Source organism: Leptolyngbya sp. AN10 (assembly GCF_050565645.1).
Taxonomy (GTDB): domain Bacteria; phylum Cyanobacteriota; class Cyanobacteriia; order Leptolyngbyales; family Leptolyngbyaceae; genus Leptolyngbya.
The window spans coordinates 1-21,987 of record NZ_JBNXVP010000029.1; the positions used below are offsets into that span (position 1 = coordinate 1).

Annotated in this window: 27 protein-coding genes and 1 tRNA gene; 18 read left to right on the top strand and 10 right to left on the bottom strand. The window is 46.7% G+C overall.

From position 1 onward, the window contains the following. Positions 1 to 187 precede the first annotated feature (187 nt). The gene (locus tag ACQ4M5_RS29730) at positions 188 to 1,279 is read right to left on the bottom strand and encodes a peptidylprolyl isomerase (RefSeq protein ID WP_430679408.1); all 1,092 of its coding nucleotides are present in this window, start codon (positions 1,277 to 1,279) and stop codon (positions 188 to 190) included. Between the two features lie 124 nt (positions 1,280 to 1,403). On the opposite strand from ACQ4M5_RS29730, the gene efp reads away from it, so the two are divergent. Further along, on the top strand, positions 1,404 to 1,967 hold the full coding sequence (gene efp, locus ACQ4M5_RS29735; protein WP_430679409.1) for an elongation factor P: 564 nt from the start codon (positions 1,404 to 1,406) through the stop codon (positions 1,965 to 1,967). Between the two features lie 68 nt (positions 1,968 to 2,035). Then, complete coding sequence (accB, locus tag ACQ4M5_RS29740; RefSeq protein WP_430679410.1) at positions 2,036 to 2,503, top strand: acetyl-CoA carboxylase biotin carboxyl carrier protein; 468 nt, start codon at positions 2,036 to 2,038, stop codon at positions 2,501 to 2,503. On the opposite strand, the gene ACQ4M5_RS29745 is transcribed toward accB, so the two are convergent. Both ACQ4M5_RS29745 and ACQ4M5_RS29750 read right to left on the bottom strand, forming a co-directional pair. Beyond that, on the bottom strand, positions 2,490 to 3,899 hold the full coding sequence (locus ACQ4M5_RS29745; protein ID WP_430679411.1) for a hemolysin family protein: 1,410 nt from the start codon (positions 3,897 to 3,899) through the stop codon (positions 2,490 to 2,492). The two genes, accB and ACQ4M5_RS29745, sit on opposite strands and share 14 nt — an antisense overlap. A gap of 45 nt (positions 3,900 to 3,944) precedes the next feature. After that, the gene (locus ACQ4M5_RS29750) at positions 3,945 to 4,610 is read right to left on the bottom strand and encodes a hypothetical protein (protein WP_430679412.1); all 666 of its coding nucleotides are present in this window, start codon (positions 4,608 to 4,610) and stop codon (positions 3,945 to 3,947) included. Between the two features lie 128 nt (positions 4,611 to 4,738). Between ACQ4M5_RS29750 and ACQ4M5_RS29755 the strand changes: the two genes are divergently transcribed. Beyond that, positions 4,739 to 4,811 (top strand) — tRNA-Ile (locus ACQ4M5_RS29755). 71 nt (positions 4,812 to 4,882) lie between these two features. Here the strand turns inward: ACQ4M5_RS29755 and ACQ4M5_RS29760 are convergent. Continuing rightward, positions 4,883 to 5,359 carry a hypothetical protein gene (locus ACQ4M5_RS29760; RefSeq protein WP_430679413.1) on the bottom strand — a complete coding sequence of 159 codons (477 nt, stop codon included), beginning with the start codon at positions 5,357 to 5,359 and terminating at the stop codon, positions 4,883 to 4,885. A 143-nt stretch (positions 5,360 to 5,502) separates the two neighbouring features. Between ACQ4M5_RS29760 and pyrE the strand changes: the two genes are divergently transcribed. The 3 genes from pyrE (at position 5,503) to ACQ4M5_RS29775 (ending at position 7,035) form a co-directional block, all read left to right on the top strand. After that, complete coding sequence (pyrE, locus tag ACQ4M5_RS29765; protein WP_430679414.1) at positions 5,503 to 6,123, top strand: orotate phosphoribosyltransferase; 621 nt, start codon at positions 5,503 to 5,505, stop codon at positions 6,121 to 6,123. 92 nt (positions 6,124 to 6,215) lie between these two features. Then, positions 6,216 to 6,416: a cation transporter gene (locus tag ACQ4M5_RS29770; protein WP_430679415.1), complete on the top strand. Its 201-nt coding sequence runs from the start codon at positions 6,216 to 6,218 to the stop codon at positions 6,414 to 6,416. A gap of 76 nt (positions 6,417 to 6,492) precedes the next feature. After that, positions 6,493 to 7,035 carry a pyridoxamine 5'-phosphate oxidase family protein gene (locus ACQ4M5_RS29775; protein ID WP_430679417.1) on the top strand — a complete coding sequence of 181 codons (543 nt, stop codon included), beginning with the start codon at positions 6,493 to 6,495 and terminating at the stop codon, positions 7,033 to 7,035. Between the two features lie 168 nt (positions 7,036 to 7,203). Here the strand turns inward: ACQ4M5_RS29775 and ACQ4M5_RS29780 are convergent, their stop codons facing one another. Continuing rightward, positions 7,204 to 7,839, bottom strand: a complete 636-nt coding sequence (locus tag ACQ4M5_RS29780; RefSeq protein ID WP_430679418.1) for a hypothetical protein — start codon at positions 7,837 to 7,839, stop codon at positions 7,204 to 7,206. 50 nt (positions 7,840 to 7,889) lie between these two features. Between ACQ4M5_RS29780 and zds the strand changes: the two genes are divergently transcribed. Beyond that, positions 7,890 to 9,359 carry a 9,9'-di-cis-zeta-carotene desaturase gene (gene zds / locus ACQ4M5_RS29785; RefSeq protein WP_430679419.1) on the top strand — a complete coding sequence of 490 codons (1,470 nt, stop codon included), beginning with the start codon at positions 7,890 to 7,892 and terminating at the stop codon, positions 9,357 to 9,359. A 305-nt stretch (positions 9,360 to 9,664) separates the two neighbouring features. Next, positions 9,665 to 9,913, top strand: a complete 249-nt coding sequence (locus ACQ4M5_RS29790) for an RNA recognition motif domain-containing protein (RefSeq protein WP_430679420.1) — start codon at positions 9,665 to 9,667, stop codon at positions 9,911 to 9,913. Between the two features lie 99 nt (positions 9,914 to 10,012). Here ACQ4M5_RS29790 and ACQ4M5_RS29795 read toward each other — a convergent pair whose 3' ends face one another. From ACQ4M5_RS29795 to ACQ4M5_RS29805, 3 genes are all read right to left on the bottom strand, one after another. Further along, positions 10,013 to 10,282, bottom strand: a complete 270-nt coding sequence (locus ACQ4M5_RS29795; RefSeq protein ID WP_430679421.1) for a GlsB/YeaQ/YmgE family stress response membrane protein — start codon at positions 10,280 to 10,282, stop codon at positions 10,013 to 10,015. A gap of 125 nt (positions 10,283 to 10,407) precedes the next feature. After that, positions 10,408 to 11,490 carry a lipopolysaccharide heptosyltransferase II gene (gene waaF / locus ACQ4M5_RS29800; RefSeq protein ID WP_430679422.1) on the bottom strand — a complete coding sequence of 361 codons (1,083 nt, stop codon included), beginning with the start codon at positions 11,488 to 11,490 and terminating at the stop codon, positions 10,408 to 10,410. Beyond that, positions 11,471 to 12,457, bottom strand: coding sequence for a bifunctional heptose 7-phosphate kinase/heptose 1-phosphate adenyltransferase (locus ACQ4M5_RS29805; protein WP_430679423.1), 987 nt, complete (start codon positions 12,455 to 12,457; stop codon positions 11,471 to 11,473). The genes waaF and ACQ4M5_RS29805 overlap by 20 nt, the downstream gene beginning before the upstream one ends. Positions 12,458 to 12,553: 96 nt before the next feature. Between ACQ4M5_RS29805 and ACQ4M5_RS29810 the strand changes: the two genes are divergently transcribed. The 9 genes from ACQ4M5_RS29810 to ACQ4M5_RS29850 all read left to right on the top strand — a co-directional run bounded on the left by ACQ4M5_RS29810 (position 12,554) and on the right by ACQ4M5_RS29850 (position 18,624). Next, positions 12,554 to 13,465, top strand: a complete 912-nt coding sequence (locus ACQ4M5_RS29810; RefSeq protein WP_430679424.1) for a DUF4351 domain-containing protein — start codon at positions 12,554 to 12,556, stop codon at positions 13,463 to 13,465. A gap of 203 nt (positions 13,466 to 13,668) precedes the next feature. Beyond that, positions 13,669 to 14,004, top strand: coding sequence for a cation:proton antiporter subunit C (locus ACQ4M5_RS29815; protein WP_430679425.1), 336 nt, complete (start codon positions 13,669 to 13,671; stop codon positions 14,002 to 14,004). A gap of 6 nt (positions 14,005 to 14,010) precedes the next feature. After that, positions 14,011 to 15,453 (top strand): cation:proton antiporter, encoded by a 1,443-nt coding sequence (locus ACQ4M5_RS29820; RefSeq protein ID WP_430679426.1) that lies wholly within the window; start codon positions 14,011 to 14,013, stop codon positions 15,451 to 15,453. After that, entirely contained in the window at positions 15,450 to 15,833 is a 384-nt protein-coding gene (locus ACQ4M5_RS29825) for a Na+/H+ antiporter subunit E (protein WP_430679427.1), read from the top strand. The genes ACQ4M5_RS29820 and ACQ4M5_RS29825 overlap by 4 nt, the downstream gene beginning before the upstream one ends. Next, positions 15,830 to 16,087, top strand: coding sequence for a hypothetical protein (locus ACQ4M5_RS29830; RefSeq protein WP_430679428.1), 258 nt, complete (start codon positions 15,830 to 15,832; stop codon positions 16,085 to 16,087). Before ACQ4M5_RS29825 ends, ACQ4M5_RS29830 begins: the two co-directional genes overlap by 4 nt. Next, complete coding sequence (locus ACQ4M5_RS29835; protein WP_430679429.1) at positions 16,084 to 16,392, top strand: monovalent cation/H(+) antiporter subunit G; 309 nt, start codon at positions 16,084 to 16,086, stop codon at positions 16,390 to 16,392. Before ACQ4M5_RS29830 ends, ACQ4M5_RS29835 begins: the two co-directional genes overlap by 4 nt. After that, positions 16,385 to 16,906, top strand: a complete 522-nt coding sequence (locus ACQ4M5_RS29840; RefSeq protein ID WP_430679430.1) for a DUF4040 domain-containing protein — start codon at positions 16,385 to 16,387, stop codon at positions 16,904 to 16,906. Before ACQ4M5_RS29835 ends, ACQ4M5_RS29840 begins: the two co-directional genes overlap by 8 nt. Then, complete coding sequence (locus ACQ4M5_RS29845) at positions 16,903 to 17,562, top strand: Na(+)/H(+) antiporter subunit B (RefSeq protein ID WP_430679431.1); 660 nt, start codon at positions 16,903 to 16,905, stop codon at positions 17,560 to 17,562. Before ACQ4M5_RS29840 ends, ACQ4M5_RS29845 begins: the two co-directional genes overlap by 4 nt. Before the next feature lie 117 nt (positions 17,563 to 17,679). Then, positions 17,680 to 18,624 carry a GDSL-type esterase/lipase family protein gene (locus ACQ4M5_RS29850; protein WP_430679432.1) on the top strand — a complete coding sequence of 315 codons (945 nt, stop codon included), beginning with the start codon at positions 17,680 to 17,682 and terminating at the stop codon, positions 18,622 to 18,624. Here the strand turns inward: ACQ4M5_RS29850 and ACQ4M5_RS29855 are convergent. Then, positions 18,621 to 18,833, bottom strand: a complete 213-nt coding sequence (locus tag ACQ4M5_RS29855) for a GAP family protein (RefSeq protein WP_430679433.1) — start codon at positions 18,831 to 18,833, stop codon at positions 18,621 to 18,623. The genes ACQ4M5_RS29850 and ACQ4M5_RS29855 overlap by 4 nt on opposite strands. A gap of 169 nt (positions 18,834 to 19,002) precedes the next feature. On the opposite strand from ACQ4M5_RS29855, the gene ACQ4M5_RS29860 reads away from it, so the two are divergent. Next, the gene (locus ACQ4M5_RS29860) at positions 19,003 to 19,956 is read left to right on the top strand and encodes a hypothetical protein (protein ID WP_430679434.1); all 954 of its coding nucleotides are present in this window, start codon (positions 19,003 to 19,005) and stop codon (positions 19,954 to 19,956) included. Here the strand turns inward: ACQ4M5_RS29860 and ACQ4M5_RS29865 are convergent. After that, the gene (locus tag ACQ4M5_RS29865; RefSeq protein ID WP_430679436.1) at positions 19,953 to 21,920 is read right to left on the bottom strand and encodes an amylo-alpha-1,6-glucosidase; all 1,968 of its coding nucleotides are present in this window, start codon (positions 21,918 to 21,920) and stop codon (positions 19,953 to 19,955) included. The genes ACQ4M5_RS29860 and ACQ4M5_RS29865 overlap by 4 nt on opposite strands. Positions 21,921 to 21,987: the final 67 nt, after the last annotated feature.

The following is a 21,987-nucleotide window of genomic DNA, read 5'->3' on the forward strand; positions in this document are numbered from 1 at the left end:
AAAGCGCAATGCTCGCACGTAAAGCGCAATGCTCTACACCAGACGCGCAGCAATCGCTGCGCTGGTTTCTTTGCGCTCATCGATACAAAGTTTCTCTGGCTTGCCTAACCCGCAACTTGGGTTAATACACGAAATCCTTTCACCCGAAGAGATGAAAGGACAAGTGCAATTCTTGTAGTGCCGCCGATTAAGCGTCTTTCGGTTCGACGAGATTTTCTAAACCGTCTACGACCTTCATCGACTCGATCGTATCTCCCGCTTTCAATTGTCCCAACACGTCCGCGCCTTCAGTGACGAATCCGAAAATCGAATAGCGCCCATCGAGCAGATTCGCACCCGCAGGCGTTAACTCTGGCTCAAATAAGAAGAAGAAGAACTGAGACGATCCGCCGTTCGCATCAAAGTCAGGACGGGCTAAGGCTAATGCACCATAAGAAGAAAAAGGCAACACAGGCTCTTCAAGATAGCGTCCGGCATCTTCTAACGTGATTCCATAAGTCGGGACTTTATCGCCTTTGACTAGAACTTCGAGCGGAATGGCTCGGTATTTGTTCGTTTTGGGATCGATGAATCCGACCTCTTTTCCAGGAGGATCACCGATTTGTAGCACATAGGAATCTTCAGCGCGAGTGAAGGGTAAACCGTTGTAGAAACCGCGTTGAACGAGATCGACGAAGTTACCAGCCGTCACAGGAGCGCTAAAGCCATCGACCACGATCGTTAAATCGCCCTTTGAAGTTTTAGCAGCGATCGTAGCGCGTCCTTTTAACTGCGGGAGATTGCTATATTCGGCAGGCACTTCATACGGAAATCCCGTCACCATTGCTTCTTCGATCGTGCCTACCTTATCAAGTAGTTCCGCCCGTTTTTCGAGGGTTTTCGATTTATCCTTTGCTGCCGCAATCTCGGTCAATTCTGCGATTCCAGTTTTTAGCTGTTCGATCAACTGTTCAGCTTCAGATTTACGATCGTCTACCACACTCGCCAAAATCTTGTCGCTTTTCGTTAACAAAATGCGATCGGCACGATTGAGATCCGAAGTCACCGCACCCCAACGGCGATTCGCTCTCAGTTGAGCAGAAATATCTTCAATACTTGATTGCACTTGACGGATTTCGGGATTGTCGATCGGTAACGCATATCTCAATAGCGCTTTTGGATCTTTGATCGCATTGCCTTGAGGGAGCGCATACACAGGAGACGCGAACCCAATCAGTAGGACAATTACACAGACCAGCCCCAGGACAGAGCGTTTGAAGGAAACATTACAAAAAGACATACAGCTTAAAACCTAGAGATCAGTCAGCCCGCTTTGATTGTCCCACGTTGGGGAGCGATAAAAAGCGGTCATGCAACGGTAAAATGAAGTGCCGAATGTTCTCCCCAATCAAGTAGTTAAAGTCATGATTTCCAGTAATGATTTTCGTCCCGGTGTCAGTATCGAGCTAGATGGCTCAGTCTGGCGCGTGGTCGAGTTCTTGCACGTCAAGCCCGGTAAGGGTTCTGCGTTCGTTCGCACCAAGCTAAAAAATGCTCAAAACGGCAACGTGGTTGAAAAAACGTTCCGGGCAGGGGAGACTGTCCCCCAAGCCACGCTCGAAAAAAGCACGATGCAACACACCTACAAAGAAGGTGAGGAGTACGTGTTTATGGATATGGAAACGTATGATGAAGGTCGCTTGAGTGCGGCGCAAATTGGCGATCGCGTAAAGTACCTCAAAGAAGGCATGGAAGTGAACGTCGTCCGCTGGAATGAGCAAGTTTTAGAAGTGGAGTTGCCCAACTCAGTCGTGCTCGAAGTGACCCAAACTGATCCAGGCGTGAAGGGCGATACAGCAACGGGTGGAACGAAACCCGCGATCGTGGAAACAGGAGCGCAGGTGATGGTTCCGTTGTTCATCACGATCGGGGAAAAAATCAAAGTGGATACCCGCAACGATACCTATTTAGGTCGCGAAAAAGAATAATGAGCTTGAGATCAGAAACTTCTCATCATTTCTGATCTCGACCCCGATTTTTGAGGAGTATAAAAACTGTGCCCTTAGATCTGACTGAACTGCGTGAATTATTAACGGCGTTAAATCAAACAGATATTTCGGAATTAACGTTAAAAGCAGACGATTTTGAGTTGACGGTTAGAAGAGGTTCGCGGATGGAGATGGCTCCCGTTGCGCCTGTTCCCGTTCCGCAACCGACGATCGCACCGCCTCCGGAACCTGTGAAACCGGAAACACCGAGCGCGGCTCCGATCAACGATCGTAAATTGACCGATGTGGTTTCTCCGATCGTCGGAACCTTCTATCGATCGCCTTCACCGGATGAGCCGCCTTTTGCTGATGTGGGTAATCGCATTCAGAAAGGGCAAGTGGTTTGCATTATTGAAGCGATGAAGGTGATGAACGAGATCGAGGCGGAAGTGTCTGGCGAGATTGTTGAAATTCTTGTGCAGAATGGACAGCCTGTGGAATATGGACAGCCTCTCATGCGGGTTAATCCTTCTTAGAGAGTTCATCAATCATGTCTGGGGTTTCGATTCGATGTACCCGGATTTCGTGTAGTCTCGGTCCTTCTGCGGAAACGACTGTTAGTTCATAGTTGGCATATTGCAGGGTTTCGCCTTTGTGCGGAATCTTTTGCCATTGATAGAACAAGAAACCGCCGAGGGTCTGATACTCATCGGTGACGGGGAGATCGAGATCAAGGCGATCGTTAATTTCTTCGACATCCAACTGCGCCTGAATCAAAAACGTATTCTCATCGACTTTCTGAATTTCGAGGTCTGGATCGCTTTCAGATTCAGGCGGATCGCCAATAATTTGCGTAACCAAATCCTGAATCGTCACTAACCCTGCTGTGCCTCCGAATTCGTCCACAACCATGACCATGTGTTGTCGATCGCGCTGCATCAATGTGAGCAATTCCCCTAAACTCGTGTATTCGGGCACAAACCGGGCTGGATGAATCCAAGACTTGATTGGACTATCCATTTCTAATGTGCCTTGGACTAAAGGTTCTGCTAATTCCTTTAAATGCACTAAGCCACAAATATCATCGATCGATTCCCCAATCACCGGAAATCGAGAGTGACCGCTTTCGGCAACTTCCACGAGCAAATCTCGAACAGTGGCATCGATCGGTAAAGTAATCATGCTGGGTCGTCGGATCATCACCGATTCGGCTGAGACTTCCCCAAACTCAAAGACATTACTCAGCAGTTCGCGTTCTTCTTGTTCCAGTCCGCTCGATTCCGATGAAGTAGCAATGATTAGCTGCAATTCTTCGGGTGTGACTTGGTTATACCAGCCTTGTCCCGTATATTGAACTCCGATGAATCGCAACAGTAAGCGAGTGGATTGATTCAATACCCAAATGAACGGATTGAAAAATCGAGCGATCGCTAAACTAAACGGTCCTAAAAATCGCGCGATCTCTTCCGAATATAGAAGCGCCAATGACTTTGGGCACAGTTCACCCAATACGATCTGTAAGTAAGCGATCATTAAAAACGCGATCGCAGTTGAAGCTGTATGTGAAATCGGTTGAACCAATCCATCCGGGAACGGCAATTGAGCAAACCAGTAAGAAATCACGGTTGCCATCGTCGATTCGCCAATCCAGCCGAGTGCCAAACTGGATAAGGTAATTCCAAGCTGCGTAGTCGAAAGTAATCGATCGATACTTTGCTGAAGCGATTGAACTGTTCGAGCTTGGATATCACCCGCATCGACTAATTGATTAATTCGAGAGCGGCGAACTGATACGATCGAGAATTCTGCCGTTACAAAGAATGCGTTAATTGCAATCAGCAACAGCACCGACAGAAATCGCAATCCGATATCGGCAAAGGTTAGATCCTGGATCGGAACCGCTGCTAGTACAAGCGGAATGGGGGCAGTCATTGAGCCATCAAAGTAGGAACATCGCCTGAGAAACTGAGTTTAACGTTATTTGATGGGAATGTCTGCCATCTTCAGTTGGAGTTTTTGATCGGGATAGTCGCTGAGTTGCAATGAAATTCGTTGAGCATCATCGAGCATCGAATTCGGAATGCTGATTGTCCCCGTAAAGCGATCGCTTTTTGAGGGCAACTCCGGAGGCAAGCCCGTTGTATCTGCCACAATCAAGCGCCCTTTATCATCGGTGACATTTAGAAAGCTGTAGAGAAATTTCACAGGCTGTTCACTGTTATTTCTCAATGCCACATCCAACAGCAGAAATTCCCCCTGTCTACGAATCCCGGTGACATCCATTGCAACTCCATTCGTTTGAGTCGTCATGGGTAATTTCGCACTCGTGGGAGCCGCATCAGTTTTGGTTTGATCTGGTTTTGCTGATGGAGAAGGACTGGGACTCGGTGAAGCTCCACGTCCACCAGAGTTCGTTCGCTCTCTCACTGTTTTGAGGACATCTTCTTCTTTTAGTAGAACGATGTCTTCGCGCACACTGGTGCTTTTAGCGGCTCCCCCTTTCGTTGGGCGCGAATCCGGTTGTGTGATCCCTTTGAGTGCTTGTCGCCCCATTGCAAACCCCCATGTTCCGGTCAATACGCCTGCTCCAAGCATGAGAACGAGCAGGGTAAACGTCAGGGCAACGGTGGAATTGATTTTCATGAGCGATCGAGCAAAATGGGACTTACATCAGCAATTGTATGCTGCAAAATCCGATTTGAGCAGACCTCAGAATTGATTTTTGGGCGAGGCAATAAAAGGAAAATTCTCAGCTACAATACGGCTAAGTCCCAGGGTTGGCCGAGCGGTTTAGGCAGCGAACTCATAATTCGCCTTAGGCGGGTTCAACTCCTGCACCCTGGATTTGGTAAGAGGTGGGGTGTAGGGGGTAGGGAGAAAATCTGCTCCGTGATCTCCCCACTCCCCACTCCCCACTAAAACCGCTGCGGCAACAGCTGAGTCGGACGCGCGGGTTGCACCGGAAATTGCGGCTCTAAGGATTGCTCGATCGAGAATTCGCTTCCCATCACCCGATTTCCCGCATCAGGCAAGGTTTGCACCGAGAGATTAAACGGGTTTGGCAAATCAGCCGTCCGAATCAGGGGATCGCTCGAAACTTGCTGATTCAATAAATCCGTGTACAGACGATGCAAGCGTTCACCATCGCGAGAAATTTGATTTTCGGGGAATCCGTAGGGAGTCCCCAAAATCGTTTGAGTATTGCGTAATGGATTACGATCGGAGAATTCACCCGGTGCACCGAAGAAAGTTCGATTGACTTCGTTCGGAATCGTTTCGCGGGGTCGAAACACGGGAGAGGTTGATTCTTGTGCCGTTGCGGACATCGCAATCAAACTCGATACTGCACTTAATCCAAATGTGCAGATGAGGCTCTTGATCCTAGCGCCCATAGTCTTTATCCTCAATGATTGGCTAAAGGGTGACAGCGAGATCGGCAATTCTTCTAATCGTCTCCGTATATTTCGTGAACGATGTGACGAATTTAACCAAATCTATACTTTTTGCCACGTAATATTCATTAGTTTGCCCTGATATGACCAATGTGACTAAGTTTGATGCCAAATCATTTCCCTGGGCAACTGCGGATATTGATGAAGTGCGCGATCGACTCCTCGATTTATTCTGTTTAGGCGCATATCGAGAAGGCGATTTTCTGTTGTCGTCTGGACAGCGCAGCACGTATTACATCAATGGAAAACAAGTGACGCTCCATCCTCAAGGCGCGTTAGCGGTGGGACGAGTCTTGCTGGCTCTAATCGATTCGGAAACAGTGGCAGTCGCGGGATTAACTTTGGGCGCTGATCCGATCGTGACGGCAACCAGTGTCGTCGCCGCTTATGAAGGTCGATCGATTGCAGCATTGATTGTTCGCAAAGAAGCGAAGGGACACGGAACGCAGGCTTATATTGAAGGATTAACTTTGCCTGAAGGCAGTCCCGTGGTCGTTTTAGAAGATGTGGTTACGACGGGACAATCTGCGATGAAAGCAGTTGAGCGGTTACGCGATGCGGGCTATCGAGTTGAGGAAGTAATTTCTTTGGTCGATCGACAACAAGGCGGAGCGGAATTTTATCAACAGCAGGGCTTGAAGTTTCGGGCGGTTTATACGATCCAGGACTTGCAGCAGCGCTGGAAACAGTTAGAACACGAGTAAATCTTTAGGTTCTGTAACAAAATCTATCTCTAGCGGGGGTGAAGTCTACGGGGATCGAACCAGCATGAAAGTGTTGTTATGAGTCGATCGTTATGGCATTAAAACTACACGTTCCTACCCTGGACAGTCCTGAAGCGGCAGAAGACATCAAAGAAACGATTCTGACGCACGAACCCGATGCGAAAGTAGACATTGATCTAGAACAGAAAACCGTGACCGTAGAAGCGAAGGCTTCGGAAGAGACCTTTAAGCAAGCGATTACTGCTACCGGGCATGAAATAAGCGGTTACTAAAAAAGGTAACAATGAGCGGTTTACGAAACTAAAAGAATGCTAAGTTTTGAACCGCTCATTGTAAATCATGCTCAACATGGCAAAGTTCTACCCGGCATTGACAGATTCACTCCAGCAATTTATCGAGAAACAACACCTCTTTTTCACGGCAACGGCTCCGATCGAGGGACGAATTAATGTTTCTCCAAAGGGCATCAATTCGTTTCGAGTGTTGGATCATCAGACGGCGGCTTATCTCGATCTCACTGGAAGCGGTAATGAAACCAGTGCTCATCTGCTCGAAAACGGTCGCATGACGATTATGTTTTGCAGCTTTGAAGGCAAGCCTGTGATCTTGAGGTTGTATGGAACGGGTTACGTGATTCGTCCGTGTGATGAGAAATGGGACGCACTTTATCCGATGTTCGAGCCAGTTCCAGGAACGCGCCAAATTATCCTGCTCCAGATTGAATCGGTTTCGACTTCTTGTGGCGGCGGAGTTCCGCTGTATGACTTTGTGAGCGATCGAGATACGTTGATCGATTGGGCGGCTAAGAAGGGCAAACAAGGATTGGAAAAATATTGGAAAGATAACAATCAGGTGAGCATTGATGGCTTGCCTTCTCACTCGTTGATCTAAGAAGGGGTTTTGAAGGTAGTCGTTCATCGCATTCACCCGCCCGGAGATTCATTTCCGGGCGGACTGGCAACGCAGCAAAGCCGCTTTTTATCCTTCTCAAACATCCCCCAACCAAATCTAGGTAGGGACGCGATCGAAACCATTGCGTATTCGCGTCTCTACGTCAGATCAATTTGATTTAGATTCCGGTGAGGGTGAAGCTGAAGGCGATGCTGAAGGCGATGGAGACGGGGACGGAGAAGGAGATTTCACCATTAACGGAATTCCATTGCTAGTCGATCGCTCACTCACATCTAACTGCCGAGGATTCGTTTTCGCTTGGATCTGCGCCTGTGACAAATTCCGCTCATACTCTGTGAGAGCTTGACGTACACGAGGAATTTGAGCCGCAGGTTTGAGAATCTCGATCGCTAATTTCCATCGATCGATCACCAAACTCCAATCGTCTTTTGACTGAGCCGATCGCGCTAAATTCTCCGCACTGATCGCTTTATCTTCCGCTTGACTCAGTAAAGTACTCAAATCATTCTCAGATAGTTTTTGACCAGGTTTTGCCACCACTGTTCGAGGCACTTTGATCTCAGATTTTGGCGGTAATCGATCGGCAGGAATGCCCGAAACATAGCCTTTTTTCTCGTAAGGAGTCGGATCAACTGGACGCGGAGGCGTATATTCAATAATTCGAGTCGGAAGCGGCGTACAGCCTACGAGCAATCCAAGCAGCAACCCTCTCAAGCCTTTTATCATGACAACCTGGAACAAAATCGACCCCGTTAGAATGCCTCGATTTCGGTTTTCGCGCACACAAGGGCGTTAAAATTTCTTAAGAAAGTCGCGAAATGTAGGTTTGTAGAATGCGTGTTGCGATCGTTGGAGCGGGATTGGCAGGTTTAGCCGCCGCTGTGGAATTAGTCGATGCGGGTCACGAAGTCGAAATCTTTGAAGCTCGATCGTTTGTGGGTGGCAAGGTCGGAAGTTGGATCGATTCCGAGGGCAACCATATCGAAATGGGTTTGCACGTTTTCTTCAACAATTACGCGAATTTGTTCGCTCTGATGGAAAAAGTTGGAGCTTACGAGGAATTGCTGCCGAAAGAGCACGTTCACACCTTTGTGAATCGCGGTGGAGAATTGGGCAAGCTCGATTTCCGGTTTCTACTCGGTGCGCCGTTTCATGGATTGAAGGCGTTTTTTACGACCGGACAGTTAACGATTCAGGACAAATTGCAAAATGCGATCGCGCTCGGTACAAGTCCGATCGTTCCTGGCTTGGTGAACTACGATGTCGCAATGAAAATGATTCGTGCGCTCGATGATGTGAGCTTTGCCGATTGGTTTCGCAGTCATGGCGGATCGCAGAATAGTCTCAAAAAAATGTGGGACCCGATCGCGTTGGCTCTGGGCTTTATCGACACTGAGAATATCTCTGCTCGGTGTATGTTGACGATTTTTATGATGTTTGCCGCGAAAACAGAAGCATCTCGATTGAATATGCTCTCTGGATCGCCTGCGGAATATTTGCATAAACCGATCGTAGATTACATCGAAGCTAGAGGAGCCAAGATTCACACTCGTAGACAGACTCGCCGGATTTTGTTTGAAGGTGAGGGTGAGCATACGAAAGTGACGGGGTTGGCGATCGCCAACGGCGAGACTGAAGAAATTGTTACCGCTGATATCTATCTTGCAGCGTGTGATGTGCCCGGAATTCAACGATTATTGCCGCAAGAATGGCGCAGTATCAAAGAATTTGACAACATTTACAAGCTCGAAGCCGTTCCGGTGGCAACCGTTCAAATGCGGTTTGATGGCTGGGTCACGGAGATGAACGATCCCGAAGCTCGAAAACAAGTGGAACACGCCGCAGGAATGGACAACTTGCTGTACAGTTCCGATGCTGATTTCTCTTGTTTTGCAGATTTAGCACTGACCAGCCCGAAAGACTATTACCGGGAGGGACAAGGCTCACTCATGCAAGTCGTTCTCACACCGGGCGATCCGTTTGTTCCCATGAGCAACGAAGACATTGCGAAACACGCTCTAAAGCAAATTCATGACCTTTTCCCTTCATCGCGGGAATTGAATATGACCTGGTACAACGTCGTGAAACTTGCACAATCGCTGTACCGTGAAGAACCTGGAAAAGACCCCTATCGACCTTCGCAGAAAACACCGATCGACAATTTCTTCCTCGCTGGCAGCTATACGCAGCAGGATTATATCGACAGTATGGAAGGCGCGACGATTTCTGGAAAGCAAGCCGCTCAGAAAATCCTGGAACCCACTGGATATAGAGTTCAGGGCGTAGGACTGTTCAAATACTAAACTGGTGTGCTGTCCGAGTCAGAAGCGATTAACTTGGACAGCCCCTCGATCGACCCTTCAAACCTGCAAATTAAGCCGAAACTCGAAAAAATTAATACACAAAATTGAATCTTTTTATGAAGATGTAGTCAGCAAAACAAAATTAATGGTGTGAAACAAGAGATGATCAGAGTGGATTACTGACAATTCGATCCTCAAGACAGTTCTAATTCTGAAATCGCTCCTTTGAGCATGGCAGCATGAGAAAAGTTCTGAGGCACGATCGTTAACCAAATCCAGATTTGCTCTTCGTTTCGGATATTCCCATGACCATTTACATTGGAAATCTTTCTTACCAAGCGACCGTAGACGACCTGAAAACCGTATTCGCTGAATATGGTGATGTGAAGCGCGTAGTGCTTCCAACCGATCGAGAAACAGGACGAATGCGGGGCTTTGCGTTCGTTGAGATGGAACAAGATGCCCAGGAAGATGCCGCGATCGCTGAATTAGACGGCGCGGAATGGATGGGGCGACAATTGCGAGTGAATAAAGCGAAACCGAAGGGAGAGTAAATCAAAAACCAGTCTGAACACAATTAAATCGCTCAAATGACACAAAAGCTTTCTCTAGATCAAATCTTAGAGAAAGCTTTTGTCGTTGATGGTCATGAACTAGGCTGCACTACGAGTTAACAGACCCCAAATAAAGATTGCGACAATTGCACCCAAAATTGCGATCAAGATCCCACCAAAGCTCAAGGAAGCAGCAGTCAAATTCAATGCCCCTGTCGTTAAAAAGGTGTAGAGGCTACCACCAATAAATGCACCAACAATCCCTAAAAGGAGCGTTCCAAGAATGCCGCCGCCTTGGTTGCCGGGATAAATTGCTTTCGCGATCGCACCTGCAATCAGACCTAAGATAATCCAAGCGATAAGATTCATAATCAGTTTCTCCTAAATTTTTTTAGCTCACAACTAGAGAGTATCAATTTGTTTTGAAGTTACCCATCTGCCAGAAGTGATAATCAAAAAGTGCCCGAAGGAATAGACACTTTTAAGAATAAGTTTTATGCCGAAATTTCTAAGGGTTGTGCCGTTTCTTCAAGCAATTCACACGCTGCTTTGACAACCGTTTCTGGAGCAACTTTCGCTAAACAATGATGATGTCCTTCTGGGCAAATACTTTTATAACAGTACTTACAAGGCACGTCTTGAAATAACAATCGATGCGAAACTTGCCAAGGTGTGTGTTGTGGATTAGTCAAGGCGTATAAATCAACGACTGGAGTACCAACTGCTGCTGCAAGATGCGCTGGAGCTGTATTGTTTGTGATCAAAACGGGTGCAAGTTCTATCAATGCGGTTAATTCACTCAAGCTCAATTGACAGACTAAGGAGTGAGCTTTTGCCAACATTCTGGATTGAATCTGCGCCACGATATCGAGTTCAAGCGTGCTTCCGGTGAAGATCACAGCACAGTCATGTTCGAGGATTAATTGATCTGCCACGATCGCGAATTGTTCGATCGAGTAACGTCGCGATGGAGCCGTTGCCCCGGTGTGAATGACTGTCCATTGTTTTGGTAAGTTTAACGAACTGAGAATTTGCGAAACGCGATCGCGATCTTTCTGTTCAATCCGAATTGAGAGCCTCTGATTCTCAGTGGTTGCGCCAATTTCAGCCACTAAATCGAGTTGACGTTGAACTTCATGACGAATTCCGCGATCGGGTTCTGGATCTTTAATCCAATCGGTGAGCAATTGATAAGGATTCTCGTGGCAGTGCGCTAATCTCAGCGGAATTTCTGCCATGTAGCACAAGAATGCAGACGGTAATGGGTTTTGACTAAACACAGTGAAAACGATCGCACCATCAAATTGGTGTTGTTTTAGCAACTCGATCATTTCGTATTCAGGTTTAGGAGATTCTCGTGGTGCAGTGGCTTTGAGCCAGGGAGAATCATAAACGATCGTATGGTCGATTTCGGGAATCAAAGACGCGATCGCATTTCCTGCTGATGAAGTGAGTAAGGTTAATCGTCGATCGGGTACAGAATCTTTCAGCGCTCGAAAGGCTGGAGTCGTCATCAACACATCGCCGATCGTATCCAGTCGAATGCAGAGTAGGTTTTTAGCTTGGTTCCAGGACATGGTTAAACGTTGATTGAAGTTCTTTGAGGGTACAGCGAGCCGTTCCCGGTTTTTGTACCACGATCGCCGCTGCTGCTGCTGCGATTTCTGCCGCGATCGTTGGATTATCCGTCATTGTTAATGCGATCGAGAAGGCTGCCGTGAATGTGTCACCTGCTCCGATCGTTTGAGTCGGACAAGCCGGATTTACTCGAATTTGATACGGAGCGCGATCGCGTTGCAGCAAAATCACACCTTCTCGATCGAGTGTTGCTGCAACGATTTTCGCTCCGGTTCTCTCTAAAATTTGCTCTGCATTACGCTTCACATATTGAATTCTAGAAACGTGAATCTCTTCGATTTGATCGAGTAGATTCAATGTTTGCTGATAATTTGGTTTAACTGCGGTGACGTTTAAGTATTGATATTTCGCCAAATTTTTAGCATCAACAACAAGCACCTTTGGCTGATGTCGCTGAAGTTGGTGAACTGTGTTGATCATGAGATCGGTTAAGATTCCATAACCATAATCTGAAATGATGATTGCGTCATAATCATTCCACTGTGTTCTCAGTTTAGTAATGAGCTTATTTTCTAGCTCTATACTTAGTGCTTCAATTGTTCCTTGATCAAATCGGAGTAATAAGCGATCGCCATCCATGATCCGCTGTTTCGTTAGCGTTGTTCGATCGCTTGCGGTGACAATTCCTTGAATTCCCGGCATCACTTGTCGTAGCCGTATTCCCTCCGAATCCTCACCCACAACCGAGAGCAGTGTCACTTCTGCACCCAAACTTTGCAGATTCATCGCGGTATTCGCGGCTCCTCCAGGCTGGTCGATCGTCCGAGAGACAGTCACCACGGGAGCCGGAGTCTCTTGACATAAGCGAGTTGCGCCACCGTGAAGATAGCGATCGAGCATTGCTTCCCCGATCACTAAAATTCGCGATCGAGAAAACTGCTCCAGTACCGAAAAAAAATCACTCATTGATACGTCCGTGGCAACAAAACTATCAATAGAGCTTTGCCAAAGAAAAAATAAACGCTCTTGAGATAGATTTGTTCTATTGCTTTGTGATTCGCCATGTCTCAGATTCCTTTTGACCAGCTATCGAAACAATACTTGGAGGAGTTTTTAGCCCCACTCGGCGAGGTCAAGCGGCAGTACGAAATTCCAGGCGAATCGAAGTTTGTTGACATCTATTTCGCGCCAAATCAGACAAGCTCGATCGACGATTTAGGTATTTTGGGACGAATGATTCAAACCTCATGCTTACTTGAACCGTATCGCAATGCTCCACGACGGGCAGAACTGCGATCGTGTTTGCTTAAATTGTTCTGGCTCCAAGAAGACGATCGACGCAAAGCCAAATCCGAAAATCGTTCCCTTCCTGACGCAGAATTACCCCAACTCTGGATTTTAGCAGCGACAACGAATCAGCCTGTCATTCAAGAAGTTGCAGGACAAATCAATTCAGACTGGCTTCCAGGCATCTTCTTTTTACCGAAGCTGTTTAGAACTGCGATCGTCGCAATCGACCAACTCCCAGAAACCGAAGAACCCCTTTGGTTAAGAATTCTTGGACGAGACGGAACCCAACAACAAGCAATTCGGGAAGTGTTGGCACTCCCTCGAAATCATCCACGTCGAAACAACATTCTACAGATTTTAGCGAATTGGAAAGTTAAAATTGAGCTAGGTGAAATTGAAGGCTTTTCTCAACAGGAGGAACTTATGGCGTTTTCACAGGCATTTCTAGAATGGGAGCAAGTGACCCGCCAACAGGGAAGACAAGAGGGACGGCAAGTGGGACAACAGGAGGGACAGAGGGCTTTGATTCTTCGGCTCTTAGCTCGGCGACTTGGAGAAATACCGGAAGAAGTACGATCGCAGATTAACAGCTTATCGATCGAACAACTCGAATTTCTTGCCGATGCTTTGCTCGACTTTTCAAATTTGCAAGATTTAGAAAGCTGGCTTGCTAACCGCGCTTAATTATTGCTTACACTCTATAGAATCGCAGCTAAAAAGCAAATAGTGTCGAACATGACGGTTAGGTATGATAACTCATAGCTGACAGTTTAAGATTGATATAAATCTATCAAAGCTATGGAGTTCTAGCGACCTTCGTTTCATTGGGAACAGGTTCGTTCATCTTGTCATGTCTTGCCGTATAAACGCTGTTGGGGAAGGAAACTGTGCTAGAAGCCTTTGTGTTTGCCACGATTCTGATTGGGTTTTTCGGCATCATTCTGAAAAAGAACCTGATCATGAAAATCATTTCAATGGATGTGATGAGTAGTGGAGTGATTGCGTATTACATCGTCGTTGCAGCACGGGGAGGAATGTTTACCCCGATCGTGGCAGGAGAGCCAAAAGGGGCGTATGCTGATCCAGTTCCGCAAGCAGTGATCTTAACTGCGATCGTAATTGGTCTCTCGATTCAGGCGTTGATGCTGGTGGGCGTGATGAAGCTGTCACAGAACAATCCCACGCTAGAAGTGAGCGAAATCGAGAAAAGCAATACACCGTAACTACCTATGATAAATCTAACCTTGATTTGGATTGCCTTCCCGTTTGTGGTGGGCTTCATGATCTATCTTATACCCAGACTCGATCGAGTACTGGCATTGATTGGAGCATTATTTTCGGCGGCGTATGCGATTCAGCTTTTTGTATCAGGCGATTCGCTCACATTGAGATTGCTGAATCACTTTGGAGTCAGCTTGGTGCTTGATCCGCTGGCGGCGTTCTTTATTATCACGAATGCGCTGGTGACGATCGCGGTTCTGCTCTACTGCTGGAATACGAATAAGACAACGTTCTTTTATGCTCAAACGTTGATATTACATGGCAGTGTTAATGCGGCATTAGCTTGTTCAGACTTTATTAGCTTATATGTCGCGCTAGAAGTTCTGAGTATTGCATCGTTTTTGCTGATTGCTTATCCACGCAGCGATCGAGCAATTTGGGTCGGATTGCGCTATCTCTTTATCAGCAACATTGCCATGCTGTTCTACCTTGTTGGAGCAGTACTGGTTTATCAAACGCATCATTCCTTTGATTTTGCAGGACTTCGCGGCTCACCTCCAGAAGCATTGGCACTGATATTTTTAGGATTGTTGATCAAAGGTGGGATTTTTGCATCTGGATTATGGTTGCCGATGACCCACTCGGAATCGGAGTCGCCAGTTTCAGCATTAATGTCTGGTGTGGTGGTGAAAGCTGCTGTATTGCCGTTGGTTCGATGTGCGCTGTTTCTTGAAGAAGTTGATCCGATCGTGAGAATTTTCGGAGTTGGAACAGCGTTACTCGGTGTGTTTTATGCAGTGTTTGAGAAAGATACGAAGCGGATTCTGGCATTTCACACGGTTTCACAGTTGGGATTTATCCTAGCTGCTCCGGAGGTTGGAGGCTTCTATGCACTTACTCATGGACTGGTGAAATCTTCGCTCTTTCTGATTACGGGAACGTTGTCAACTCGGAATTTGAAGGAATTGCAACAACAAGCGATGCCTCGATCGATCTGGATTGCGTTAGCGATCGCAAGTTTCTCGATCTCTGGGTTTCCTTTACTATCAGGTTTCGGGGCAAAAGTGTTAACAATGGAAAACCTTTTACCCTGGCAAGTAATCGGAATGAATATTGCAGCATTCGGAACTTCGATTTCGTTTGCAAAGTTTATCTTTCTGCCACACGCGAAACTCACTGAGGCGAAACCGCTTCGGAAAGGATTTTGGGCAGCGATCGCACTATTACTGGGTGGTTTAGTTGTCGCAAACGTGGTGTACTACGAAGCTTACAGTTGGAAGAACATTGCAAAACCATTGATCACAATTTTCCTCGGTTGGATCGCTTACTTAGCAATCTTCAAGCGATTGAATGTGAAACTCCCTCGAACGTTGGAGTACTTTGAGCATTTGGTTGGAATGATGAGCTTGACCATGATTCTGCTGTTTTGGTTCTGGAGGGCATTTGCATGATTGGGCACTTTATTCTCAGAATGACGATTTGGTTGCTACTGACTGCGAATTTTGGATGGTTGAACATTTTGATTGGAGTTGCGATCGCGCTCATTCTCCCCCGTCCTTCCACTCCGCCAGAACGATTAAAGAGCTTATTACGATCGCTGGGAACGATTCTTTTAGCAATTCCGCAAGCCTACAAAGAAGCGATCGAACTCATGGTGACTCCGCACACCGAAGAAGAAATCGTCATGGAGCGGGTGAAAACGGGTCGATCGCGAGGACTGATTTTTCTCGATATTTTCTTGATTACCTTTACGCCCAAAACTACTGTGCTGAACTATCTCGATGAAGGTTGGTACGAAGTGCATCACGTCACACCGAGGAAGAAATCATGATTCTAAACATTGTTCTGTTTGCGATGATTGCGGCAATGTTGATCCCAATCTATCAAGCCTGGAAAGATGAAGACATCTGGCAGACGATGTTGGCACTGTCGAGTGTTTCTACAAAGGCAGCAGTCATGATTCTCTTGGTTTCAGTGCTGCGGGATGACTGGATGATCGGTGTCGTTGGCGTGATTATTCTAACTGTGGGTAATGCTGGCTTTATGTTGTTAGCGCATATTTTGAAGCAATTGGGGGACGCATGATCAATCTATTAAGCTATGCCTGTATTGGAGTGGGATTGATCTTTTGGTTTTGGGGAACATCGTTTTTGTTAGGAACACGATCGGTGTTATTCAAGCTGCACAATCTATCGGTATCGGATACTTTAGGCTCGATCGCGATTATCTTCGGCTTATTGCTACAACGTCCCAGAGAGTTCCCATTGTTGCTCTTAGCAATTTTATCTTTAGCACTGTGGAATACGATGCTGGGATATGTATTAGCAAACTGTTCGAGTCGGCAGATTGTTGCAAGTTGCGAGATTGCTCGGAGGAATGCTGATGGATAGTTACATCTATGTAATGACAGCATTGTTACCGATCGCGGCTTCGATGCTCGTATTTCAAGTTAATCCCTATCATGCGCTGGTGATTCGAGGCGTTTTGGGAGCAGTTTCGGCTCTGGTTTATACCGTACTTGGTGCAGCGGATGTTGCATTAACTGAGGCATTAGTTGGAACATTATTAGCCGTGGCGCTGTACGCGGTTGCAGTACGATCGTCGTTAGTGTTTCGTCTCGGTATTGTGAGAGAAACCGAATCAGATCCACTGTTTCAGGACGTAGCTGAAAAATTCCGCAGAATCTTTAAACCGTGGCATTTACGAGTTGAATTGGTAGTATATGCCGATCATGAAAGCTTACAAACAGGATTGATCAACGAAGAAATTCATGCCACTTGTGTACGATCGACAACCTATCACACCACAACTCGACTACGCCGACTGTACGAAATTCTGCAACCTGAACTTAGCGAAACCGATGTGAGCTATCTAAATCCATCTCAATTGGAGGCGCATTCATGATCTGGATTTACATTGCTGCGGGAGTTGTGTTCTTTTTCAAAATGGTGTTGCTCGTTGATCCAATGCCAGAGCTACCGTATTCGATCGTAGATGCTGTGCTCAAAGATAGTGGTGTCCCGAATGTTGTCTCTGGAATTATTCTGCGGAATCGGCTGTACGACACGATTTTTGAAGTGATTGTGTTTACGATCGCAATTATGGGCGCAAGCTATCTACTCGCAAATGAGCGTCCATTAGGTCACGTGCGACAGTTTACCGATGAAACCACCATTCTATTGGCGCGATTGGGAGCGACGATTGCTGCATTGGTGGGAATTGAATTAGCGATCCGGGGGCATCTCAGTCCGGGAGGTGGATTTGCAGCGGGAGTTGCAGGAGGAACCGCGATCGGGCTGGTGGCGATGACTTCTTCACCCGAATGGATGCAGCAAGTCTACCAACGATGGAAAGCAGCAACTTGGGAGAAAGTCTCGGTGTTAGTGTTTATTGTTTTGTCGATCGTGACTTTAGCAGGCTATGAATTGCCGCATGGACAGCTAGGAGAGTTATTCAGCGGCGGAATGCTGCCGATTTTGAACATCTTAGTCGCGATCAAAGTGGCGTTGGGATCTTGGGCGGTGATGCTGGTGTTTATTCGATATCGAGGGCTGTTGTAGGATTTCTTGCTCAAGATAGAGAGAAATTTAGACAAAAATCTGTCTGAGGATTGCGAAACGATCCTGACTGTGTAATATTTGTCACGTTAAGGATAAATAGCCCTTATCCGATCGTTTATGTCATCCTCTACAGCCTTCACTGTCGCTGTTGCGTCTGCATTAGCGTCAGCGTTTTCCCCTCTGACCGCTTCTCATCTCGAACTGTTCCCGGCTCCAGTCGCTTTTCCCCAAGCTACTTTGCCAAATCTGTCACTTTTTACGCTTAGTCCAGTGCCGCAAGCGATCGCACCATCCGAATCGATCGCCATGCCTGAATTTTCAGTGTCAACCGCTTCCGATCGTCGATCGCCGCAATCTGGAGGGCAACTCTATCTCCAGCGTTTATCTGCTCTACGAGTCGGCAAGCTCTACACTCGATTGCCCAGTGATAGTTTTCGAGAAGCTTGGCAGGACACAACTGCCCAACCAACTTACGAACAATGGCGAAAACTGTTAGCAATGGAAGCGAGAGCGGTATCGGGACGCAATAGCGATCGAGATCTTTCCGTTATGCTCGGTGATTCGCTCAGTTTGTGGTATCCCGTCGATCGATTAAGATCTTCTCAAATCTGGCTCAATCAAGGGATTTCCGGTGATACGACCTGGAATATTTTGGCGCGACTTCCAGCTTTGGCAACTACACGACCGTCTGAGATTTATGTGATGGCAGGTGTAAATGATTTGAAAATGGGAGCCAGCGAGACCGAAATCGTTTGGAACATTCAGCGAATTATTACGCAGCTTCAAGCAATGCACCCGAACGCGAAAATTATTGTGCAGTCGATTTTACCGACCCGATCGCCCCGAATTCCGAATGAGCAAATTGCGGGAATCAATCAGCAACTAAAAGCGATCGCGAAACAGTCTGGGGCATCGTATCTCGATTTGTTCTCTCAATTTGTGGATTACGATGGGCAAATTCTGTCAGAGTACACCACGGACGGAATTCACTTGAGTGCTCAGGGTTATGCAGCTTGGCAATCGGTGTTTGAAGAGTCGAATAGTACGGTGGCTTCAAATTAGCGATCGGAGAAATTCGAGATGAATTGCATTATATCAAGCGCAATCAGCATTCCAGCGATCCAAGCCGCGAGAAAATCACCAAAGATAAACGCGATCGATCTCGGAATCGGTCTTGGCGTAGTGAGGAGATAAATTTGTACCGCCATCGCATTCGGATTGATGCTATCAAGAAGTGCGATCGCGGCAAGCGTTCCTAAGAGTTCAATCATTCCTCTGGTGATGTGACTGCTGAGTGAGCGGAATCTCAATCATAAGCGCAGTTTTTCTTGTTACGACTGGGTAGCGCCTGTTTTATTGTTGAGAGCTTTCCCAAAGATCGATGAGCGTTAAACAAGTACGCTAAGGTACAATCGCACTAAATCACTCTGGGTCTAACATGTGGCTGAAGTTCGAGCAGATTATGATGCAGCTTGGAAGGGAAGCGTAGAGCAGTATCTTTATGACTTTCTAGAATTCTTCTTTCCCCAAATTCACGCTGATATCGACAGGCAGAAAGGATTCACATTCCTTGACCAAGAACTTGCTCAACTTGCAAAAGAATCTGAGGTAAGCAAGCGGTACGTTGACAAGCTGATTAAGGTTTGGTTGCTTGATGGCAAAGAAACTTGGCTGCTCATCCATTTAGAGATTCAAAGCCAAGTCGATGCTGGGTTTGCCAAACGAATGTTCTCTTACCATTATCGAATCTTTGACCGCTACGATCAACAGGCTGTTAGTCTCGCAGTTTTAGGCGATAACAATCCGAATTGGAATCCTCAAGAGTATAGATATGAGAAGTGGGGCTGCCAATTGAGTCTTCGGTTTCCAATCGTCAAACTCCTCGACTATATAGACCGATGGGAAGAACTAGAGCAAAGTCGCAACCCTTTCGCCTCGCTCGTGATGGCGCACTTGAAAACTCAGACAACAACACAAGATTTTTCCATGCGATTGCAGTGGAAGTTGGTTTTGGTGAAACGACTGTATCAGATTGGATATCAAAGAAACGATGTGATTCAGATTGCGGATCTTCTCGATCGTATGATGTCGCTTCCGTCTAGATTAGACTTAGAGTACAAAGCAGAATTGAATCGTTTTGAGGCAGAGCAAGCGATGGGATATACATATCAAGGGAGTATTGCCCGCTTACAACGAGTAGAATTTGCCCGCGAGGACATTGTGACTGTTCTAGAAGCTCGATTTGGCTCGGTTCCTTCAGAAATTCCTGAAGCATTGAATGCTTCGTGGGATGGGAAAGTGATGAAGGAAATTCTGAAGCAAGCTGTAACGGCTCCCTCGATCGAAGAATTTTATCAATTAATGATCGAGCAGATCCGATCAACCGAAACTTAACTAATCAGCATCCAAGCCCTCAATACCTCTGCAACTGTCCAAGCCTGTGCGGTACAGCCATGCGGCATCATCGGTGCATCTCCATCGAAAATTTCACCGAGACTGCCTAAGCCTTGTGCGCGGAGATGATTTGCCATTGGTTCAAGAAATTCTCTGGCTTTCGCTGGATCGCCGTAAACTCGATGATGTGCGATCGCATAAGCACCAATCAACCAACCCCAAACCGTTCCCTGGTGATAAGCGCCATCGCGTTGAAGGGGATTGCCTTCGTAGCGTCCTCGATAGTTTGGATTACGTGGATCAAGCGATCGTAATCCATAAGACGTGAGCAGCGATCGAGAACACGCATCTACGACACCTTTTTGCTGATTTTGAGTGAGTGGACTTTCTGGCAGCGACACTGTAAAAATCTGATTCGGACGCAACGAGGCATCATTTCCCTCTGGCGTATCGAGGACATCGAAACAATAGCCTGTGTCTGGATTCCAGAAGCGTTCAAATCGGGCAAGAACTCGTTCTGCCATTGCATCATATTCGCGGTAAGGTTTGCCGATACGACGAGCGAATTTTGCAATGATTCGGAGTGCGTTATACCAAAGTGCATTCACTTCGATCGGCTTTCCAATTCGAGGAGTCACAACCCAATCTCCGACTTTGGCATCCATCCAGGTTAATTGAGTTCCCGGTTCGCCTGCATAGAGTAATCCATCTGCGGAATCTAAATGAATGTTGTAGCGAGTTCCGCGACAATGACAATCGATAATTTCTGACAACATTGGAAACAAATCATCGAGAACATCATGATCATCAGTCGCATTGTAATAATCGAGAATCGCAATGAAATACCATAAGGTAGCATCAACGGTATTGTATTCGGGAATCGCTTCTCCATCAGGAAAACGATTGGGAAGCATTCCTTGATCAAGATATTGAGCGAACGTGTAGAGAACCGATCGAGCAATTTCTACCCGTCCAGTTGCAAGCGTTAATCCAGTTAAGCTAATCATCGTATCGCGTCCCCAATCACTGAACCAGGGATAACCCGCAATGATGGTTTTACCGTTCGGTGGGCGACTGACAATGAATTGATCTGCGGCGAGCACTAATTGGCGAATCCAAGTAGGAGCCGTTTCGACTTGTTTGACTCGATCGAGTCTCCAACAATCGAATAATCGCTGCTCGTGATTTCGCTGCGATCGGAGTGCTGTTTCTCCATCTAAATTCGGATTCGCTTCGGTGCTGGTCACAAAAGTGAGCGATTGACCTGGATATAAGGTGGCTTGGAAGGTTGCAATGTGTAAGTGATCTTCTCGATCGCTGAGTCCTCTTTCTCGCTCGATCGCTAAATCGAATCCATAGTACCAATCGTGCACTGGAGTTAACGTTGCGCCCCGACAGAATAGATAAAAGGGTGTCGCTTCAGGATAGGCAGAAACTTGTAATCCATGATCGACTTCATCAGTTTCCATCTGCCAACCATTTCCCGAAGTACTACCGTGATAATCGCGATAGTTAATAAATGCTTTGAAGGTTAGCGTTAACGGTTGTGTTGCTCGTTGTAATTGATAATGCACATAGGTTGTATTCTCACCTTGCTGCATCCAGATTCGTTTTTCTAAAAGAGCATCGCTGCAAGCATAGCGCCAAACTGGAACCGTTCCATCTAGAAAAAAGCGCTCAATCTGGCGATAGCCATGCGGTCCGACAATCCCATCTGCCCAGCGATTGGTACTCAGCGGATAAACATCTTCACCGTAGCGAACTGATTCGTCGAGTTTCGTGGTTAGTAAAGTGCGATCGAGTGGCGGTTTCAAAGCTGCAACTAATAATCCGTGATAACGCCGAGTGAGAAGACCCGCGATCGTTCCAGAAGCAAAACCGCCAATACCATTTGTAACCAGCCATTCTCGTGTTTCCGAGGTCGGCAAAATGCCACAAATTTCTCGCCCGAAGTCAATCACCATAAAAAAAATCCAGCCAGTTCAATGATTCTAGAAGACCGAATCCCAACAAATCGAATTTTGCTATAAG

Excerpts from the sequence above, each read along its gene's own strand:
- ACQ4M5_RS29850 (WP_430679432.1), top strand. The coding sequence starts at position 17,680 with ATGTCATCCTCTACAGCCTTCACTGTCGCTGTTGCGTCTGCATTAGCG.
- zds (WP_430679419.1), top strand. The coding sequence starts at position 7,890 with ATGCGTGTTGCGATCGTTGGAGCGGGATTGGCAGGTTTAGCCGCCGCT.
- efp (WP_430679409.1), top strand. The coding sequence starts at position 1,404 with ATGATTTCCAGTAATGATTTTCGTCCCGGTGTCAGTATCGAGCTAGAT.
- ACQ4M5_RS29865 (WP_430679436.1), bottom strand. The coding sequence starts at position 21,920 with ATGGTGATTGACTTCGGGCGAGAAATTTGTGGCATTTTGCCGACCTCG.
- ACQ4M5_RS29775 (WP_430679417.1), top strand. The coding sequence starts at position 6,493 with ATGGCAAAGTTCTACCCGGCATTGACAGATTCACTCCAGCAATTTATC.
- ACQ4M5_RS29830 (WP_430679428.1), top strand. The coding sequence starts at position 15,830 with ATGATTCTAAACATTGTTCTGTTTGCGATGATTGCGGCAATGTTGATC.
- ACQ4M5_RS29745 (WP_430679411.1), bottom strand. The coding sequence starts at position 3,899 with ATGACTGCCCCCATTCCGCTTGTACTAGCAGCGGTTCCGATCCAGGAT.
- ACQ4M5_RS29730 (WP_430679408.1), bottom strand. The coding sequence starts at position 1,279 with ATGTCTTTTTGTAATGTTTCCTTCAAACGCTCTGTCCTGGGGCTGGTC.
- ACQ4M5_RS29805 (WP_430679423.1), bottom strand. The coding sequence starts at position 12,457 with ATGAGTGATTTTTTTTCGGTACTGGAGCAGTTTTCTCGATCGCGAATT.
- ACQ4M5_RS29810 (WP_430679424.1), top strand. The coding sequence starts at position 12,554 with ATGTCTCAGATTCCTTTTGACCAGCTATCGAAACAATACTTGGAGGAG.
- ACQ4M5_RS29790 (WP_430679420.1), top strand. The coding sequence starts at position 9,665 with ATGACCATTTACATTGGAAATCTTTCTTACCAAGCGACCGTAGACGAC.
- ACQ4M5_RS29770 (WP_430679415.1), top strand. The coding sequence starts at position 6,216 with ATGGCATTAAAACTACACGTTCCTACCCTGGACAGTCCTGAAGCGGCA.
- ACQ4M5_RS29820 (WP_430679426.1), top strand. The coding sequence starts at position 14,011 with ATGATAAATCTAACCTTGATTTGGATTGCCTTCCCGTTTGTGGTGGGC.
- waaF (WP_430679422.1), bottom strand. The coding sequence starts at position 11,490 with ATGTCCTGGAACCAAGCTAAAAACCTACTCTGCATTCGACTGGATACG.
- ACQ4M5_RS29840 (WP_430679430.1), top strand. The coding sequence starts at position 16,385 with ATGGATAGTTACATCTATGTAATGACAGCATTGTTACCGATCGCGGCT.
- ACQ4M5_RS29750 (WP_430679412.1), bottom strand. The coding sequence starts at position 4,610 with ATGAAAATCAATTCCACCGTTGCCCTGACGTTTACCCTGCTCGTTCTC.
- ACQ4M5_RS29825 (WP_430679427.1), top strand. The coding sequence starts at position 15,450 with ATGATTGGGCACTTTATTCTCAGAATGACGATTTGGTTGCTACTGACT.
- ACQ4M5_RS29835 (WP_430679429.1), top strand. The coding sequence starts at position 16,084 with ATGATCAATCTATTAAGCTATGCCTGTATTGGAGTGGGATTGATCTTT.
- ACQ4M5_RS29795 (WP_430679421.1), bottom strand. The coding sequence starts at position 10,282 with ATGAATCTTATCGCTTGGATTATCTTAGGTCTGATTGCAGGTGCGATC.
- ACQ4M5_RS29845 (WP_430679431.1), top strand. The coding sequence starts at position 16,903 with ATGATCTGGATTTACATTGCTGCGGGAGTTGTGTTCTTTTTCAAAATG.
- pyrE (WP_430679414.1), top strand. The coding sequence starts at position 5,503 with ATGACCAATGTGACTAAGTTTGATGCCAAATCATTTCCCTGGGCAACT.
- ACQ4M5_RS29760 (WP_430679413.1), bottom strand. The coding sequence starts at position 5,359 with ATGGGCGCTAGGATCAAGAGCCTCATCTGCACATTTGGATTAAGTGCA.
- ACQ4M5_RS29855 (WP_430679433.1), bottom strand. The coding sequence starts at position 18,833 with ATGATTGAACTCTTAGGAACGCTTGCCGCGATCGCACTTCTTGATAGC.